At 65.2% G+C, this 16,881-nt stretch carries 15 protein-coding genes and 1 pseudogene; 8 read left to right on the forward strand and 8 right to left on the reverse strand.

The window, feature by feature from the left end; genetic code table 11:
• Nucleotides 1-129 precede the first annotated feature (129 nt).
• A complete protein-coding gene (locus tag ACSKB9_RS18780) occupies nucleotides 130-957 on the forward strand; it encodes a metallophosphoesterase family protein (protein ID WP_438074831.1) in 828 nt (275 codons plus the stop codon).
• On the opposite strand, the gene ACSKB9_RS18785 is transcribed toward ACSKB9_RS18780, so the two are convergent.
• Together ACSKB9_RS18785 and ACSKB9_RS18790 are read right to left on the reverse strand one after the other, a co-directional pair.
• Entirely contained in the window at nucleotides 896-1,381 is a 486-nt protein-coding gene (locus ACSKB9_RS18785) for a Crp/Fnr family transcriptional regulator (RefSeq protein WP_092085086.1), read from the reverse strand. The genes ACSKB9_RS18780 and ACSKB9_RS18785 overlap by 62 nt on opposite strands.
• A 131-nt stretch (nucleotides 1,382-1,512) precedes the next feature.
• The gene (locus tag ACSKB9_RS18790; protein ID WP_438074833.1) at nucleotides 1,513-2,307 is read right to left on the reverse strand and encodes an alpha/beta fold hydrolase; all 795 of its coding nucleotides are present in this window, start codon (nucleotides 2,305-2,307) and stop codon (nucleotides 1,513-1,515) included.
• 155 nt (nucleotides 2,308-2,462) lie between these two features.
• Between ACSKB9_RS18790 and ACSKB9_RS18795 the strand changes: the two genes are divergently transcribed.
• The 3 genes and pseudogenes from ACSKB9_RS18795 (at nucleotide 2,463) to ACSKB9_RS18805 (ending at nucleotide 6,086) form a co-directional block, all read left to right on the forward strand.
• The gene (locus ACSKB9_RS18795; protein WP_438074835.1) at nucleotides 2,463-3,116 is read left to right on the forward strand and encodes a GntR family transcriptional regulator; all 654 of its coding nucleotides are present in this window, start codon (nucleotides 2,463-2,465) and stop codon (nucleotides 3,114-3,116) included.
• A pseudogene (locus ACSKB9_RS18800) lies at nucleotides 3,113-4,641 on the forward strand (aldehyde dehydrogenase). The gene ACSKB9_RS18795 and the pseudogene ACSKB9_RS18800 overlap by 4 nt, the downstream one beginning before the upstream one ends.
• 77 nt (nucleotides 4,642-4,718) lie before the next feature.
• Nucleotides 4,719-6,086, forward strand: a complete 1,368-nt coding sequence (locus ACSKB9_RS18805; RefSeq protein WP_028336020.1) for an MFS transporter — start codon at nucleotides 4,719-4,721, stop codon at nucleotides 6,084-6,086.
• Between the two features lie 58 nt (nucleotides 6,087-6,144).
• Here ACSKB9_RS18805 and ACSKB9_RS18810 read toward each other — a convergent pair whose 3' ends face one another.
• The 6 genes from ACSKB9_RS18810 to ACSKB9_RS18835 form a co-directional block, all read right to left on the reverse strand.
• On the reverse strand, nucleotides 6,145-7,128 hold the full coding sequence (locus tag ACSKB9_RS18810) for a carbon-nitrogen hydrolase family protein (RefSeq protein WP_438074838.1): 984 nt from the start codon (nucleotides 7,126-7,128) through the stop codon (nucleotides 6,145-6,147).
• Between the two features lie 13 nt (nucleotides 7,129-7,141).
• Entirely contained in the window at nucleotides 7,142-7,669 is a 528-nt protein-coding gene (locus ACSKB9_RS18815; RefSeq protein WP_438074840.1) for a tautomerase family protein, read from the reverse strand.
• Nucleotides 7,670-7,771: 102 nt separating this feature from the next.
• Complete coding sequence (locus tag ACSKB9_RS18820) at nucleotides 7,772-8,779, reverse strand: GlxA family transcriptional regulator (protein WP_438074842.1); 1,008 nt, start codon at nucleotides 8,777-8,779, stop codon at nucleotides 7,772-7,774.
• A 357-nt stretch (nucleotides 8,780-9,136) separates the two neighbouring features.
• Nucleotides 9,137-9,781 (reverse strand): GNAT family N-acetyltransferase, encoded by a 645-nt coding sequence (locus ACSKB9_RS18825; RefSeq protein ID WP_438074844.1) that lies wholly within the window; start codon nucleotides 9,779-9,781, stop codon nucleotides 9,137-9,139.
• 1 nt (nucleotide 9,782) lies between these two features.
• Entirely contained in the window at nucleotides 9,783-10,433 is a 651-nt protein-coding gene (locus tag ACSKB9_RS18830; RefSeq protein WP_076861292.1) for a 3-oxoacid CoA-transferase subunit B, read from the reverse strand.
• A 24-nt stretch (nucleotides 10,434-10,457) separates the two neighbouring features.
• Nucleotides 10,458-11,165: a CoA transferase subunit A gene (locus ACSKB9_RS18835; protein WP_028336014.1), complete on the reverse strand. Its 708-nt coding sequence runs from the start codon at nucleotides 11,163-11,165 to the stop codon at nucleotides 10,458-10,460.
• 234 nt (nucleotides 11,166-11,399) lie between these two features.
• Here ACSKB9_RS18835 and ACSKB9_RS18840 point away from each other — a divergent pair, with 234 nt between their 5' ends.
• From ACSKB9_RS18840 to ACSKB9_RS18855, 4 genes are all read left to right on the forward strand, one after another.
• The gene (locus ACSKB9_RS18840) at nucleotides 11,400-13,364 is read left to right on the forward strand and encodes an AsmA family protein (RefSeq protein ID WP_253588857.1); all 1,965 of its coding nucleotides are present in this window, start codon (nucleotides 11,400-11,402) and stop codon (nucleotides 13,362-13,364) included.
• A gap of 156 nt (nucleotides 13,365-13,520) precedes the next feature.
• Nucleotides 13,521-14,906, forward strand: coding sequence for an ABC transporter substrate-binding protein (locus ACSKB9_RS18845; RefSeq protein ID WP_438074847.1), 1,386 nt, complete (start codon nucleotides 13,521-13,523; stop codon nucleotides 14,904-14,906).
• A gap of 186 nt (nucleotides 14,907-15,092) precedes the next feature.
• Nucleotides 15,093-15,962 (forward strand): carbohydrate ABC transporter permease, encoded by an 870-nt coding sequence (locus tag ACSKB9_RS18850; protein WP_253638622.1) that lies wholly within the window; start codon nucleotides 15,093-15,095, stop codon nucleotides 15,960-15,962.
• Nucleotides 15,959-16,810 (forward strand): carbohydrate ABC transporter permease, encoded by an 852-nt coding sequence (locus ACSKB9_RS18855; protein WP_057019024.1) that lies wholly within the window; start codon nucleotides 15,959-15,961, stop codon nucleotides 16,808-16,810. Before ACSKB9_RS18850 ends, ACSKB9_RS18855 begins: the two co-directional genes overlap by 4 nt.
• Nucleotides 16,811-16,881: the final 71 nt, after the last annotated feature.

Raw genomic sequence — 16,881 nt, forward strand, 5'->3', positions numbered from 1 at the left:
ATTCCAGGACACTGCGAACATCTGTCGCGTCGGATCCGCGCGGCGCGGCATAGATCTTGCTGCGATTTGGCTTGTTTGAAATCATTGCCGTGCGGCCCCGCCCGTTTTCCGGGCATTCGGATTTCACCGATGCGCTGTCTTGTCGTCGCCGATCTGCATTACTCATTGCCGCAGTTCGACTGGCTGCTGGCGGCGGCACCGCAATTCGATCTCGTGATCTTCGCCGGCGATGCGCTCAACCTCGGCTCGGCGGTCGATTTCCGCGCCCAGATCGTCGTCGTCACGAAATACCTGTCGCGGCTCGCCGATCTCACGCGGGTGATCTTCTGCTCGGGCAATCACGACCTCGACGAGCGCAACCCGGAGGGCGAGAAGATCGCGCGCTGGGTCGCGGGCATCAGGGAATTCGGCGTCGCCTGCGACGGCGACAACCTGACGATCGGCGACACGCTGTTCACGGTGTGCCCGTGGTGGGACGGCCCGCTGGTCAAGGCGCGGATCGACGATCAGCTTCGTGCCGCAGCCGCAGTGCCGCACCGCCGCTGGGTCTGGGTCCATCACGCCCCGCCGGCGGATTCGCCGACCAGCTGGGGCGGCAAGCGCTTCTTCGGCGACGCCGAGCTGCTCGGCTGGATCGAGCGCCACCATCCGGCGATGGTGATCTCGGGCCATGTGCATCAGTCGCCGTTCATCCAGAGCGGCTCGTGGTTCGACCGGATCGGAGCGAGCTGGGTGTTCAACACCGGCCTGCAGCCCGGCCGGCCTCCGGTCTGCATCGTGCTCGATCTCGCGCAGGACAAGGCGTTCTGGCTCGCCGCCGGCGATGCGCAGATGATCGACCTCAAGGCGCCGCTGTCGCGGCCGGCGGCTCCCGTGCGCGATGCGCCGGACTGGCTCATATCCTTGGATCGGATTGCCGATCCGAGCCTGGCGCGACCTGCATCGGCGGCAGGTTGATCATGCTCTGCAGCACCTCGCCGACCATCGCCAGATGGGTGCCGTGATCGGCATATTGGTGCATCAGGTCGGCAAGATAGGTCGTGGCGACATGAAGCCGTTGCGCCAGCAGCTGCGCGATCAGCAGCGCCACCGCCGGCTGCTCGCGCAGGAACGACGCCGCATCGTCGAACTCGTACAGGACGCAATCAGTGGCGGTGCGCACCTTGGCGCTGTGCGCCCGGTCGAGCAGCACACTCATCTCGCCGAACACCGCGCCGGGCTCGTCGATGACGGCGACCAGGCTGTCGCCCTTGACGACTTCCACCTTGCCCTCGAGCAGCACGAACAGATGACCGGTCTTGCCGCCCTCCTCGATGAAATCCGTGCCCGCCGGCAGGCTGCGCCTGCGACCGCCGGTGCAGTGATCAAGGATCGCTCGCATGTTTCATCTCCGTCTCCGGTCAGACTAGGCAGAGATGCTGTCGCGTCAAACGGCATTAGCTGGGCGTTCTGCCCAAATTGTCGGCACGCCACCGCGTGACCCGCGGCACGATCCAGCCGCGTACGGGCGCCTCAGGCGGGCGCGTTATGCTTGACCGCCAGGAAATCGCCGATCGTATCGAGGAACAGTTTTGGCGATTGCAGTTGCGGGACATGCGCACATCCCGGAATGACCCTGAGCCTGGCTCTCGGCAGACCGCCCGCCAATTCGTACGACATCGGCGGCGGCGTCGCCTCGTCATATTCGCCGACCACGACGAGCGTCGGCACGGTCACGCTGCGTAGTCCGGCACGAAGATCGAGGCTCGCCAGCGCGTCGCAGGCCGCGCAGAACACGTTGAGATCGGTGCGCAGGAATGCGTCGCGGCGATCCTGCATCAGCGCGGGATGCTGTGCCTGGAAATCCGGTGCAAACAGCCGGCGCATTGCAATGTCGGTGATCGCGGCGAGCCCCTTCTCGCGTGAAACCCTGGCCATGTTGCGAAACGCCTCGCGGCCCGGCTCGGAGAATGCCGCACCGCTGTCGGCGAGGATCAGCCGGCTCGCGATCGCCGGGTGGCGGATCGCCATTTGAAGCGCGACGAACCCGCCATAACCATTGCCGAGCACGATGGCCGGCGTGCCATCAGCCGCATCATGCACCGCGTCCGCCATCCGGTCGGCAATCGCGACAAGGCCACCCTCGACCGCGCTCGACCGACCGAATCCCGGTAGTTCCGGCACGATGGTCCGAAACGACCGGGCAAGCTCCGGCACGATCGCATCGAAGCTCGCGCGATCCGACAGCAGCGAGTGGAACAGGACCAACGGCGGCCCCTCGCCCGACTGGGCTGCGTTGACTGTGCGGTTGGCCAAAAGCCTGTCCATCGTCGCTCTCTTTCAAATCGCGCCTGAAATTCGCGCATTTGGGCTCCGAAGCGCCCCTGCGGACGATTGATAAATCAAATCACCGCGATTTCAAGGATTTCAGCTTGACGTGATATTTCAGAGACTGCAATTTACTGGGCAGGAGATCCGCAAAAATGACCCTTCTCCGCGAAAATATCTACGAAAACCTACGGTCTGATATTTTATCGTGCCAGTTTGCTCCCGGTGATGAAATACGAGAGCAGGATCTGGCGGAGCGTTACGCCGTCAGCCGCCAGCCGGTCCGGGACGCCCTGCTGCGGCTCGAGCGCGAGCACCTCGTGACGGTGCAGCCCCGCCAGGGCTACCGGGTCAATCCGATCTCGCTGTCCGACGCGCGCGATCTGTTGCGCTTCCGCCTTGCGCTCGAGCCGGCCTGCGTCGCCGAAGCAATCGAGAGCGCGCCCGACAGCATCCTGAAATCACTCGATGAATTCCGCCGCTTCTCCGGCAGCCATGAAGATTTCATCACCTACAATCGCGGCTTCCACTCGGCGCTGGCGCACGCATCGGGCAACCGCCGCATGGCGGCCACGCTCTGCGACCTGATCGGCCAGGCCGATCGGCTGGTGCGCGTCAGCGTCTCCAATCTGAAGGGCCACGACCCGGCGAAGCTCGTGGCCGAGCATGTCGCATTGATCGATGCCATGCAGCAGCGCGAGGCACGCACCGCGGCCCGCATCATCAAGGCTCACATCGCGGCGACCGAAAAGCGCGTGCTGCCGGCACTCAAGCGCAACGCCGTCATCGTCGAAGAGAGGTCATCATGAACATTCCGTCGAAGCCCGCGACGATCGACGTCGAGATCCACGGCAACTTCATCGACGGACGCGAGGTCGAGGCCGGAGACGGCGAGATGCTCGACGTCCGCAATCCCGCGACCGGCGACGTCATCGCCCGCATTCCGAATTCGACCGCCGCGGATATCGATCGTGCGATGAAGAGCGCGCGCGCTGCATTCGAAGGCAAGGCGTGGGGCGGGATGGACACGAGAGCGCGCGCCCGGCTCGTCAACAGGCTCGCCGACGCGTTCGAGGCCAATCTCGACACGCTGTACCGGCTGGAGACGTTGAACAACGGCCGTCCGGTCAACGAAACCCGCGCGCAGCTGTCGCGCCTGCCGGATTTCTTCCGCTACTTCGCCGGACTGGCGCTGTCGCGCCGTGATTCCGTCATCCCGGTCGAAGGCGCGTATCTGAACTACACCCTGCGCACGCCGATCGGAATCGTCGCCAACTGCACGCCCTTCAATCACCCGCTCATGATCTTGTGCAAGTCGCTTGCCGTCGTGCTGGCGACCGGATGCGTCACCGTGGTCAAGCCATCGGAATACACGCCGCTGACGACACTGAAGCTCGCCCAGATCTTCAGCGAGGCCGGGCTGCCTCCCGGCGTCTTCAACATCGTGCTTGGCCTCGGCCAGAGCGCCGGCAAGATGCTCGCCGAGCATGGCGACATCGACAAGCTTGTGCTGACCGGCGGGACCGAAGCCGGCCGCATCGCGGGCAGCGCCGCGGCGAAGGTGTTCGCGCACCAGACCATGGAGCTCGGCGGCAAGACGCCGGTGATGATATTCGACGATTTCGACGTCGACCGCGCCGTCAACTATGCCGCGTTCGGGGCCTTCATCGGCGCCGGCCAAACCTGCGTTTGCGCGTCGCGCCATATCGTGCAGGCCTCGATCTACGACGAGTTCGTCGAAAAGCTGCAGGCCAAGACCCGCACCATCCGCATTGGCGATCCGTTCGATCCGAACACGCAGCTTGGGCCGGTGATCTCGGCACGCCAGCGCGACCGCGTTCTCAGCTATGCGCGCTACGGTCATGAAGACGGCGCGCGTCTGCTCACCGGCGGCGTGGCCGCAAAGGTCGCGGGCCACGACAACGGCTATTTCGTCGAACCGACCGTGTTCGCCGACGTCAAATCCGACATGCGGATCTTCCAGGAGGAGGTGTTCGGCCCCTTCACCTCGGTGACCCCCTTCAAGGACGAGGCCGACGCGCTCCGGCTCGCCAACGATTCGCCCTTTGGCCTCGCAGCCGCCATTCGCACCCGCGACGTCGCGCGTGCGCATCGCGTGGCCGCCGCGGTCAAGGCCGGGATCGTCTGGATCAACGATCACCACCGGCTCGATCCGGCCTCGCCCTGGGCGGCGTTGACGATTCCGGCATCGGCCGGGAATGCGGCACCGAGAGTTTCGACGACCATTTCAACACCAAGAGCGTGATGGTCGCGACCCACGAACAGCCATTCGATTGGTACCGCGACACGGCCAGCCAGCGCCGGTTGAACTAGCCGCAGTCGAGCAAAGCGGCAAACCGCCCACAGATGGCGGGCCGCATCACCAGGAAACAGTCAAGGGGAGAGCGCAAATGTCGACATCGGTCAATGCCGGGAGCCGCCTCGATCGGCTTCCGATCGGACCATTCCATCGCCGGATCATGATCCTGATCGGGATCGGAATGTTCTTCGACGGTTTCGACATCTATATCGCCGGCACCGTGCTCGGCGTGACGTTGAAGACCGGATTCTCGACGCTCGCCCAAAACGCGGCGTTCATCTCCGCAACCTTCGTCGGCATGATGCTCGGATCTTTCGGCACCGGCTTCCTCGGCGACCGTTACGGACGACGCTTCACCTACCAGTTCAATCTGCTGCTGTTCGGCATCGCGTCCCTGGCGGCGGCGTTTGCGCCAAACATGGCCTTTCTGATTGCCTGCCGTTTCGTAATGGGCGTCGGTCTCGGCGCCGAAAACGTTGTCGGCTATTCCACCATGACCGAGTTCGTTCCGGCCCGGAGCCGCGGCAAGTGGCTCGGCTTCACCGCCGTCTGCGTCGTGACCGGCCTGCCCATCGCGCTGCTGGTCGCATCGGTCGTCGTCCCGCAATTCGGCTGGCGCGCGATGTTCGTGCTGGGCGGCGTCGGCGCCTTGATCGTCTGGTACCTGCGCAAGTCGCTGCCGGAGTCGCCGCGCTGGCTGGAGGCGGTGGGACGCACCGCCGAGGCCGAGGCGCTGATGCAGGCGATCGAGAAAGAAGCTTCCCAGGGGCAGCCCTTGCCGGCGCCCGCGGCTGCAACGCCGGCACCGGTGTCGCCCGATCTCGCCACGCTGTTCACCGCGCCGCTGCTGTCCCGCATGATCGTCGGCGCGGTATGCCTGATTACCATCAATACGCTGCTCTACGGTTTCGTGACCTGGCTGCCGGTGTTCTTCATCAAGCAGGGCCTGTCCGTCGCGACCTCGTTCGGCTACTCGCTGCTGATGGCGCTTGGCGCGCCGATCGGCTCGGCGATCGGCGCCCTGACCGCCGACCGCTGGGGCCGCAAGCCCACGATCATCGGCGCATCGCTGATCTCGATCATCCTCGGCGTCATCTATCCGATGATCTCGGATCCATTCCTGCTGCCGGCCGTCGGCTTCGCGCTGACCGTGCCGATCTATGTCTTGGTCGCACTGTTGTTCGGCATCTATATTCCCGAACTGTTCCCGACCGAGGTGCGGCTGCGGGCATCCGGCATAGTCAACACACTCGGTCGAGGTGCCACCATCGTGACACCATTCCTGGTCGTGATGCTGTTCGAAGCGCGCGGCGTCGCCGGCGTGATGGCCCTGATGATCGGACTGCTCATCGTGCAGATCATCACCGTATGGGCGCTCGGCATCGAGCCGCGGCATCGCAGCCTCGAGGAGCTCAAGGGCGAGGAATCACCATCCGCAATTCCGCAGGAAGCTTCGTGAGGCGGAGCGACCTCTCTCGCGACAAGCTTCGACGGCGCGGGATACCCGCGCCGTCGCGTCACTCCCACATCTCCGGCGTGACACGCCCGGCGAAGCCGCAGTCGATGACCCGCTCCTGCGGATTGCGATCGACGATCAGCCGCAGCAGGTCGGGGCGCGAATAATGGCCGCCGATATCGCACAGCGCCTTGGCGGCGAGCACGGCCTCCCGCGAGCCGTCCGCGATCAGGATGGTCTCGCCCTGCGCCGGACCTGCGATGACCTCGCCACGCGGATCGATGATGACGCTGTCGCCGCTGTACTCGATCGTCGAGAGCTCGCGGTAGCGTTCCGGCGTGATTTCGTGCGAGCGCATGCCACCGACCGCGATGACGTAGCAGCCGGCTTGCGAGGCGAACGCTCGCGACAGCAACAACTGCCGCGGCCAGAGCGGCGTCGGCGACGGTGGCGCCGCCGCGGGCTCCCGCCCCGGCCACGCTGCGACGTGGATCTGCGTTCCCTGCGCGGCCAGCGCATAGCCGGGCAGCATGGTATTGTGCTCCCAGCAATTGAGGCCGCTGATCCGGCCATAGGGCCGCTCATGCACGCGCAGCCCCGCCGCGTCGCCATCGGCCCACACCGAGCGCTCGTTGAAGGTGGGCTTCAGCTTGCGATGGCGGCCGAGCAGCCGTCCCTCGCGACCGATGAACAGCAGCGTGCAGTAGACCGTGCTCTTGGTCACGGCATCGCGTTCGGCGACGCCGATCACGACATCCAATCCGGCGGCCTCGGCGGCGGCGCAGAGCCGATCGGTCGCGGGCGAGGGAATCTCGACCGCGTTGTCGAGATACTCGGCCATCGCGCGAAACGTGCTCGGCCCGGTCGGCGCGTGACAGAAGAAGGGATAGCCGGGCAGCCAGGTCTCGCCGAAGGCGGCGATCGTCGCGCCCATGGCGCCCGCCTCGCCGATCAGGCGGCAGGCCTTCTCCACCGAGGCGTCGCGATCGAATGGCACCGCGGCGGCTTGGATCGCCGCGAGCCTGAAATGGGTGTCGGATGTCATGGCTGTGCCCGCGTCAGTCGACGCCCTTACGGACAGCGTCGAACGCGCCCGCAAGCAGCTCCAGCGCCTTGACGCGCCGCCGTCGCGCCAGACGCGCCTCGCCGACCTTGCGCTCGTGCTCGCCGGCGATGAAGGCCTGGATGTCCGGCAGCGGACGAATGACGCCACGGCTGCCCCACTGGCCGTCGGGGATCTCGGTCGGAAACACCCAGACCTGCGGCGCCACGTCCTCGAACGAACCGCCGGCGGCGCGCACCACGGCATCGGTCACGTCCCTCACCAAGGCCGCACGCGAGGCTTCGGTGTACTGCCCCTCGGGGACCGTCGGGACGATGCGAAATCGCGGCGATGGCGATGGCCGGCCCGCCACGTAAACGGCGGCCGGCCGATGCAGGAAGACAACGGTGACGCCTTGCGCAACCTTGTTCGCCGGATCGAACCCCTCGTGACCGATCAGGATATCGCCGAGCTCCTTGATGAGCCGCGCTTCCGCTTCCACCTTCAGGGCTCCTTCGGGAATTGTCACGTCGATCATCGGCATTGAGAGACCTCCTGTTGTTGACAGCACGAGGTCTATCCGAGGCGCACTCCCGGCAGCAGTGGCAGTATCGCCATTTTCAGGGCAAATTCGGACACGGCGTGCTCAGGCGGCGGGAGCCCTGCGCACGAACCGGCGCTGGTATTCGCGCGGCGAGAGCCCGGTTTCGCGCTTGAACAGCCGACGGAAGGTCGACAGGTCGTCGTAGCCGACGCGCGCGCTGACCGCGTCGACCTTCAGCCGTGTGGTTTCGATCAGGCGTTTGGCGACATCCACCCGCAGCGCTTGCAGATATTGCAGCGGTGCCTCGCCGACCGCCAGCTTGAAGCGGCGGTTCAAGGTGCGCTCGCTGACCGAAAGGTCGCGGGCCAGCTTGGCAAGGCTGAAGCCCTGCTGCAGCGACTTCTCCATCATGCTCTGCGCCCGCGCCACCAGCGCGTCGGAGTGCTGCGTGTCGGACGTGCGGCTGACATAGGGTGACTGCGAGGCGCGATTGCTGTCGATCAGCATCAGCTTGCCGGTCTCCGCGGCCACGTCGGCACCGGCGAATTTCTCGACCAGCCGAAGCGCGAGATTGAGCGAGGTGGTCACCGCGCCCGAGCAGACAATGCGGTTCTGCTCGGTGAGGATCTCGGCAACGCGCAGATCCACTGCCGGATAGCGCATCGCGAATGTCCGTCCCTTCGCCCAATGGGTGGTCGCAACCCTGCCGTCGAGCAGGCCGGCCTCGGCGAGGATAAAGCTGCCGGTGCAATAGGACGCGAGCAGGGTACCGCGCTCATGCTGCCGGCGCAGCGCCGCGAGCAGCGGCTCGACGGTATCGAGCCGCGCGAAGAAGCGTTCGATATCGCCGACGAACGGTCCCGGGATCACCACCGCGTCCGCCGAAGATCGCGCACCGATCGGCCCATCGACGCCGATGACCTGGCCTGACGCCGTCTGGACCGGCCGGCCACTCAAGGACTCGACGCGCCACCGCAGCTGCGACGGCGTGCCGCTGCGACGTCGCGGTCGCCGCGACGTCACCGAATTGGCGGCGGTGAACACGTCGACAATCCCCGCCACGCCCGAAGCGAGGATACCGTCATAGACCCAGATCCGGATGAGTGGCATGGCCCGTGTCCGATTTTGCACAATATGGCGCAATTCTGCCATTGCATGGACGACCGGACAAGCCGGCGAGCGCGACGGGCGCCGAATGCGCCGCGCCGTGTGGCTGCCCGACGGGAAACTCAGCAAAAAACTGTCAACTCGGACAAACCATGTCGCGAAAATGCGGGCGTATGACTCACAAGCCGTGCCGCACACTCACTGTCGTCCCGGCGAAGGCCGGGACCCATAACCACCGACGCGAATTGTCATGCGCGATTGCAACGACGAGTCCCGCCTGCAACATCCGCCGCGGCGTATGGGTCCCGGCCTTCGCCGGGACGACAGATGTATATGCGGGCCGTTCGCCGTGCGCCCTATTCACATCGCCCGCGCAAATCTGCGAAAGCCCGGCGCGCCGGTCGTCGCCTCGAAGGCGGCGTCGCGCTTCTCTTCGGCGAAGGCGAAGCCGGCCCTGGCGTAGCAACGTTCGGCGGCGTCGTTGCCGATCAGGAACGAGATCGATGCCTGCGTGTAACCGGCCGCCTTGCCGTCGGCGAGTGCGCGGCGGATCAAGTCCTGCACCAGGCCGCCGCCACGATGGGACGCTTGTCGGGCGACATGCTCGATCAGCCAGTCGCTCTCGCCACCTTGCACCCAGCAGTTACGGGCATAGCCGCCGCGCGCGACGATGGCATCGGCATCCATGCCGGTCTCTGCTGCGACTTCCTCGATCGCCGCACGTGCCGCGACGACGGTTCCGGATGCCGGCATCGCGCAGAGCGCGGCGGCCGGCACGCCATCGACTTCAGCAATCAGGAAATGGACGACGTGATACCATGACCGCACCCGCGCCACGGCGAGCCGCGTCATGAACGCCAGGCATTCCGGCTCGCCCCGGTCGAGCGCGATGTCGAACCAGCCGCGCGGCAACGGGCCGCGCTGCGCGGCCAGAACGATGCGGGCGATGAAGCCGGCGTCATCGGATCGTGCGGGACGGATCGAGGATCGTCCCGCGCCGATCATCTCAGGTGTTCTTCAGTGCGACGCGGAATTCGGCCTCGGTCTTGGCCTTGACCTCGTCGAGCGTGACGCCGTCGGCGAGCTCGATCAGCGCCATGCCGTCCTTGCCGTGCTTGTCGATGGTGAACACCGCAAGATCGGTGACGACCATGTCGACCACGCGCTCGCCGGTCAGCGGCAGGTTGCACTGCTTGAGCAGCTTCGCGCCGTCCTTGGCGGAATGCTCCATCACGACCACAACGCGCTTGACGCCGGCGACGAGGTCCATGGCGCCGCCCATGCCCTTCACCATCTTGCCGGGGATCATCCAGTTGGCGAGGTCGCCGTTCTGCGCCACCTGCATGGCGCCGAGGATCGACAGATCGATATGGCCGCCGCGCACCATGCCGAAGGAATCGGCCGACGAGAAATAGCTGGTCGAGGGCAGCTCGCTCACCGTCTGCTTCCCGGCATTGATGAGGTCGGCGTCCACCTCGTCCTCATAGGGGAACGGGCCCATGCCGAGCATGCCGTTCTCGCTCTGCAGGCTGACGTCGATGCCGTCGGGGATGTAGTTCGAGACCAGCGTCGGGATGCCGATGCCGAGATTGACGTAATAGCCGTCGCGCAACTCCTTGGCGGCGCGGGCGGCCATCTGTTCACGGGTCCAGGCCATGAGGCTCTCCTGAAGAAATGGGTTTTAGGCGGCGGGCCGCGGGCGGGTGTTGCGGAACTCGATCCGCTTCTTGCCGGTCCCGACCTCGATGATGCGCTTGACGAAGATGCCGGGGGTGTGGATGTGGTCCGGATCGATCTCGCCGGCCGGTACCAGATGCTCGACCTCGGCGACGGTGACCTTCGCGGCGGTGGCCATCATCGGGTTAAAGTTGCGCGCGGTCTTGCGGTAGACCAGGTTGCCGGCGGTATCGCCCTTCCAGGCATGGACGATGGCGACGTCGGCGAACAGGCCGCGCTCCATGATGTACTTCTCGCCGTCGAATTCCTTCACTTCCTTGCCCTCGGCGATCAGCGTGCCGACGCCGGTCTTGGTGTAGAAGGCCGGGATTCCGGCGCCACCGGCGCGGATGCGCTCGGCCAGCGTGCCCTGCGGGTTGAACTCGAGCTCCAGCTCGCCGGCGAGATACTGCTGGGCGAACAGCTTGTTCTCGCCGACATAGGACGAGATCATCTTCTTGATCTGGCGGGTCTCCAGCAGCCGGCTGAGGCCGATGCCGTCGACGCCGGCATTGTTGGAGACGACGGTGAGGCCCTTGACGCCGGACTCGCGGATCGCGTCCGACAGGGTCTCGGCGATGCCGCAGAGGCCGAAGCCGCCCGACATGATCATCATGCCGTCCTTGAGGAGACCATCGAGTGCCGATTTGGCGTCGGGATAAACTTTGTTCATGCAGCGAATACCTGATGGAGGGCGCGGAACGGCTGTGGCAAAGCGGATTATTAGGCGAAATCTTCGCAATGCGTCAATCACGGCCCGGTGCGGCGGCCCGCGGCAGCAACATGGCCTTGAAAGCGACAAGAAAACCCTTCAAGTTGCGTGGGTTGGCAGGGGCCTCCGGCGAGAGCCCGCTGTGTTCGACGACGACCCGACAAAATTCAACCCGACCCGGATATGTCATTGACGATGGCCCAAGGAATTAAGCGCCTGGGGATGCCGATCGCGGCGCTTTTCGGCCTGGCGCTGGTCGGGCTGGTCGGAACGTCGTGGTTCCTCAACCGGGACGCGCTGCAGCGCGCGGTGGAGGCGCAGATCCGCGCCGTGACCGGGCTCGAACTCGTCGTCAACGGCCCGATCGACGTCTCGGTTTTTCCGGGCAGCTACGTCTCCTTTCATAATGTCGGGCTGAAGGGCGCCGATACCATCGGTCCCGCCCTGCAGGTCGACGTGCTGACCGCCAATCTGCGCCTGCTGCCGCTGTTGCTGCGGCGGTTCGAGATTGCCGACGTCATGATGCTCCGTCCGCATATCCATGTGGTCCGCGACGGCGCCGGCGAGAGCAATTGGACGCCGTTCGTCGAGACCATCGCCAAGGCGATGACGCCCGGCGCCGAGAACCAGGTGTCGTTCTCCGAAATCCGGATCCAGGACGGCGAGCTGAACTACCAGGACGGCACCAACAACATCTCCGAGCAGCTCGGCGATATCGACCTGTCGCTGGCCTGGCCTTCGATCTCGCGTTCCTTTGCCGCAACCGGCCAGTTCGACTGGCGCGGCGAACGCGTCGACGGCTCGATCAGCGCCAGCGACTTCGTCGCGCTGCTGTCGGGCGACCGCTCCGGCCTGAAGGCACGGCTCGCCAGCGCGCCGCTGAAAGTTGCTTTCGACGGAACCGTCGCCAACCGCACCAGCCTGATGATGGAAGGCGTCGCCACCATGGACTCACCGTCGCTGCGCAACGCGTTGCGCTGGATGGGCCAGGCCCCGCCCGGCGGCGGTGGCGGCTTCGGCCGCTTCGCGCTGAAGGCCCGCGCCAATGTGGTCGGCGGCTCGGTCGCGCTCACCAATGTCAATGTCGAGCTCGACGGCAACGTCGCCGAGGGCGTGATGACCTACGCCAATAACGGCCGGCAGACGCTGCAGGCGACGCTTGCCGCCGGCAACCTCGATTTCACGCCTTACATCTCGACGTTCCGCCTGCTGGCCAGCGGCCAGCGCGACTGGAACAGGCAGCTGTTCGACCTTTCCTCGCTGTCGTCGACCGATCTCGACATGCGCCTGTCGGCGGCCAAGGTGACGGTCGGCCCGTCCAAGCTCGGCCGCACCGCGTTCGGCGCCAATCTGCGCGGCGGCGCGCTGGCGCTCAGCGTCGGCGAGGCGCAGATGTATGGCGGCATCGCCAAGGGCTCGTTCGCGATCGCGCGCTCGGATGCGGTCGCCGACGTCAGGGCGCAATTCCAGTTCACCGATGTCGATTTGCAGGCCTGCGCCAGCGAATTGTTCGGCATCAACAAGCTGTCCGGCCGCGGCAATCTCAACGTCTCTCTGACCGCCTCGGGCTCGAGCCCGTTCGGGCTCGCGTCGTCGCTCGACGGCACCGCGACGCTGAACGGGCATGACGGCGCGATCGCGGGCTTCAATGTCGAGCAGCTGTTGAAGCGGCTGGAGAAGCGGCCGCTGTCCGGCGGCGGCAATTTCCGCTCCGGCTCGACGCCCTACGACAATCTCAGCATCTCGGTGAAATTCGCCGACGGCGTCGCGACCGCTGACGACATTCATGTCGAAAGCCCCACCGCGAAGATCACGCTGACCGGCACGGCCTCGGTGCCGTCGCGCGAATATGATCTCAAGGGCGTCGCCAGCCTGACCTCGGCATCGGCCGGCGGCAACGGTTTCGATCTGCCCTTCGTGATCCAGGGGCCGTGGGACGATCCGCTGATCTTCCCCGATCCGGAAAGCCTGATCCGCCGCTCGCCGGCCTCCGCCCCGCTGCTCGATGCGGTGAAGGATCGCAAGACCCGCGACGCGGTGCGCTCGGTGATCGAGCGCTTCACCGGCGGAGCCGCACGGCCCGCGGCGGCGCCCGATGCTGCGGCAGGCGCGCCCGGCGGCGCACCGGCGGCGTCGGCCGAGAATGCGAAGTCGAACTGAATCCATTCACTTTGCGCATCGATGCACCGGGACCGATCCACGCGCTCGCCGCAAACCCCTACACAAGTCGGCGGCGCGACATCTTTATCGGGTCACGGGCATGCGCTAGTGTTTTCTCCAACCGGTTAAAAAGCCGGCCTCATGAGGGAGAACAACGTGAGATCCAAGGTTATCGGTGCGCTATCAATTGCGGTCGCCGCGGTCGGCCTGTTCGCCGCAACTGCACCCGCGCTCGCCCAGGGCAAGACGATCACCGTCTGGTGGGGCAAGGGATTTTACAAATCCGAAGACGACGCGCTGCTCGAGACGATCAAGAAATTCGAAGCCAAGACCGGCATTAAGGTCGAACTGTCGCAATACGCGATCCAGGACATGATTCCGAAGACGGTCGCCGCGCTCGATTCCGGCACCGTGCCCGACGTCGCCTATTCCGACACCTACGACGTGCAGGCCCAGGGCAAGTGGGCGTTCGAGGGCAAGCTCGAAGACTTGTCCGACATCATGCTGCCGATGAAGGATGCCTTCGCGCCGAACACGCTGGAAGCCGCCCTGCTCTACAATGACGTCACCAAGAAGAAGTCCTATTACGGCTTCCCGCTGAAGCAGCAGAGCATGCACGTCCAGATCTGGGGCGACATGCTGGAGAAGGCCGGCTTCAAGGCCGCCGACATTCCGACCAAGTGGGAGGATTACTGGACGTTCTGGTGCGACAAGGTGCAGCCCGCGATCCGCAAGGCGACCGGCCAGCGCATCTACGGCGTCGGCCAGCCGATGGGGGTGGAATCCACCGACTCGTTCCAGTCGTTCTACACCTTCATGGACGCCTACCACGTCAAGCTGGTCGACGACGACGGCAAGCTCCTGGTCGACGATCCCAAGGTGCGCGACGGCCTGATCCACGCACTGAAGGACTACACCGACACATACATCAAGGGCTGCACGCCGCCGTCCTCCACGACCTGGAAGGACCCGGACAACAATGTCGCCTTCCACAACAAGACGATCGTGATGACCCACAATTTCACGATCTCGATCGCGGCGAAGTGGTTCGAGGACTCCACCAACCCGGCGCTGACCGACGCGCAGCGCGCCGCCGGCAAGCAGGCCTATGAGCAGGACATCATCACCGCGTCCTTCCCGAAGGCGCCGGACGGCTCGACCATCAAGTACCGCTCCGACGTCAAGACCGGACTGATCTTCGCCAACGCCAAGAACAAGGCCGAGGGCAAGCAGTTCATCGCGTTCCTGATGCAGGAAGACAATGTGCGGCCCTATGTCGAGGGCGCGCTCGGGCGCTGGTTCCCGGTGACCAAGGCCAGCCAGGCGAGCCCATTCTGGCAGGCCGACCGGCATCGCAAGGCGGTCTGGAATCAGTTCACCGGCGGCACCGCGCCGTTCGACTTCACCAAGAACTGGAAGTTCACCATCCTGAACAACGAGAACGTCTGGGCCAAGGCCATGAACCGCGTCGTCAGCGAGAAGGTGCCGGTGGACAAGGCCGTCGACGAACTGATTGCCCGCATCAAGCAGGTCGCGGGGTAACATCAACGATGACCGGCACTGCCGACACTTGCTCCGCGTCGTCCCGGCGAAAGCCGGGACCCATACGCCGAGGCAGTAATTTGGGAGCAGGCTGGTCGACGGCTTTCTGGCAACGGCCGGGCCCTGTGGTTATGGGTCCCGGCCTTCGCCGGGACGACGACGTAGGCGACATCTTAGAGTAACCGAATGGCGATCACACTCTCCGCATCCGATGCGCCCTCGCCGCCGTTGTCGGCGCGGCTGTCGCCGCCGCAGGTCTGGGGCATCGCGCTGCTCGCGCCCTATCTGCTCGTCTTCCTCGCCTTCGTGGTCTATCCGGTCGGCTACGGCCTGTGGCTGGCGCGCCATCCGGCGAGCTATGTCGCACTCTATCATGACCCGATCTTCGCGCGCGCGGCGGTCAACACGCTGATCTTCCTGGTCATCGGCATCAACATCAAGATGCTGATCGCATTGTTCCTGTCCGGCTTCTTCGCCCAGCAGCGGCCCTGGATCAGATGGCTGTCCGTCATCTTCATCCTGCCCTGGGCGGTGCCGTCGATCCCGACCATCCTGTCGGTGCGCTTCATGCTCAATCCCGAATGGGGCGTGGTCAACCAGCTGATCTTCAAGTTCACCGGCGATGACGGCCCGAACTGGCTGAACGATCCGGCGGTCGCGCTCGCAATGGCGATCGGTGTCCACATCTGGAAGTCGCTGCCGTTCTGGACGCTGATCCTGCTGACCGGACGGCTCGCGATCTCGCACGATCTGTACGAGGCCTCCGACGTCGACGGCGCCAATTGGTGGCAGAAATTCCGCTACATCACCTGGCCGTCGATGCAGACGCTCTACATCACCTGCACGCTGCTCTCGATGATCTGGACGCTGGGCGATTTCAACAGCGTCTATCTGCTCACCGGCGGCGGGCCAGCCGACCTCACCCATGTGCTGTCGACGCTCGGCATCCGCTATCTCAGGCTCGACCAGCTCTCGCTGGCGATGGCCTCGATCGTCTGCGCCATGCCGTTCGTGCTGCCGCTGGTCTATTTCATGATGAAACGGTTGTCGCGATGAAGCTGCCCACCCTCCGCGAAGTCGGTACCGAGGCCAAGCTGCTCCTGATCGGCATCCCGGTCTTCATCTGGACCATGATTCCGATCTACCACATGTTCGTGTTCGCGATCTCGCCCAAGGAGGACGCGTTCACCGGCAAGCTGTGGCCGACGCATCCGACGCTGCACAATTTCTCGATCGTGTTCCACCAGCAGCATTACTTCCTGCGCGACTTCTGGATCCAGTTCTGGAATTCGACCGTGATCGCGCTCGCGGTCGGTGCGCTGACGCTGTTCGTCGCTACCGCCGCCGCGTTCTCGATCTCGCGGCTGCGCGTGCCGGGCGGCCGCGCCGTCATGAACTTGGCGCTGTTCACCTACTTCATTCCGGCCGCGTTCCTCGCCGTGCCGATGTACCGCACCATGGGCAATTACGGCCTGCTCAACAATCACTGGTCGCTGATCCTCGCGATGGTGACGATCGCCGCGCCCTACGCGATCTGGGTCTTGAAGCAGGCCTCCGACAAGCTGCCGGTCGAGCTCGACGAGGCCGCGACGATGGACGGCGCCACCACGCTGCAGCTGTTCCGCCTGGTCTATGTGCCCTTGATGATGCCGTCGCTGGTCGCGGTCGGCACCTATGCGATCCTGCTCGCGTGGAACGAATATCTCTACGCGTTCCTGCTGCTGTCAAAGGACACCGACATCACGCTGCCGGTCGCGCTCGGCAACTTCCTCGCCGCGGACGACTCGCCGTGGGAGCTGCTCATGACCACCGGCTTCATCTACGCGCTGCCGCCGGCCGCGGTCTATTACGCCTTCAAGCGCTACATGGTGGGCGGATTGACCGCCGGCGCCGTCAAGTCGTGACGCGCTGTCATTCCGGGATGGTGCGCTAGCACCAGACCTGGAATCTCGAGATTCCGGGTTCGATGTTTCAC

It is taken from the genome of Bradyrhizobium sp. BR 1433, from assembly GCF_051547665.1.
GTDB classification, from domain to species: Bacteria; Pseudomonadota; Alphaproteobacteria; order Rhizobiales; family Xanthobacteraceae; genus Bradyrhizobium; species Bradyrhizobium australafricanum.

Bases quoted from the DNA above. Each gene is read 5' to 3' on its own strand.
- ACSKB9_RS18780 (WP_438074831.1), top strand. From the start codon at position 130: ATGCGCTGTCTTGTCGTCGCCGATCTGCATTACTCATTGCCGCAGTTC.
- ACSKB9_RS18785 (WP_092085086.1), bottom strand. From the start codon at position 1,381: ATGCGAGCGATCCTTGATCACTGCACCGGCGGTCGCAGGCGCAGCCTG.
- ACSKB9_RS18790 (WP_438074833.1), bottom strand. From the start codon at position 2,307: ATGGACAGGCTTTTGGCCAACCGCACAGTCAACGCAGCCCAGTCGGGC.
- ACSKB9_RS18795 (WP_438074835.1), top strand. From the start codon at position 2,463: ATGACCCTTCTCCGCGAAAATATCTACGAAAACCTACGGTCTGATATT.
- ACSKB9_RS18805 (WP_028336020.1), top strand. From the start codon at position 4,719: ATGTCGACATCGGTCAATGCCGGGAGCCGCCTCGATCGGCTTCCGATC.
- ACSKB9_RS18810 (WP_438074838.1), bottom strand. From the start codon at position 7,128: ATGACATCCGACACCCATTTCAGGCTCGCGGCGATCCAAGCCGCCGCG.
- ACSKB9_RS18815 (WP_438074840.1), bottom strand. From the start codon at position 7,669: ATGCCGATGATCGACGTGACAATTCCCGAAGGAGCCCTGAAGGTGGAA.
- ACSKB9_RS18820 (WP_438074842.1), bottom strand. From the start codon at position 8,779: ATGCCACTCATCCGGATCTGGGTCTATGACGGTATCCTCGCTTCGGGC.
- ACSKB9_RS18825 (WP_438074844.1), bottom strand. From the start codon at position 9,781: ATGATCGGCGCGGGACGATCCTCGATCCGTCCCGCACGATCCGATGAC.
- ACSKB9_RS18830 (WP_076861292.1), bottom strand. From the start codon at position 10,433: ATGGCCTGGACCCGTGAACAGATGGCCGCCCGCGCCGCCAAGGAGTTG.
- ACSKB9_RS18835 (WP_028336014.1), bottom strand. From the start codon at position 11,165: ATGAACAAAGTTTATCCCGACGCCAAATCGGCACTCGATGGTCTCCTC.
- ACSKB9_RS18840 (WP_253588857.1), top strand. From the start codon at position 11,400: ATGGCCCAAGGAATTAAGCGCCTGGGGATGCCGATCGCGGCGCTTTTC.
- ACSKB9_RS18850 (WP_253638622.1), top strand. From the start codon at position 15,093: ATGGCGATCACACTCTCCGCATCCGATGCGCCCTCGCCGCCGTTGTCG.
- ACSKB9_RS18855 (WP_057019024.1), top strand. From the start codon at position 15,959: ATGAAGCTGCCCACCCTCCGCGAAGTCGGTACCGAGGCCAAGCTGCTC.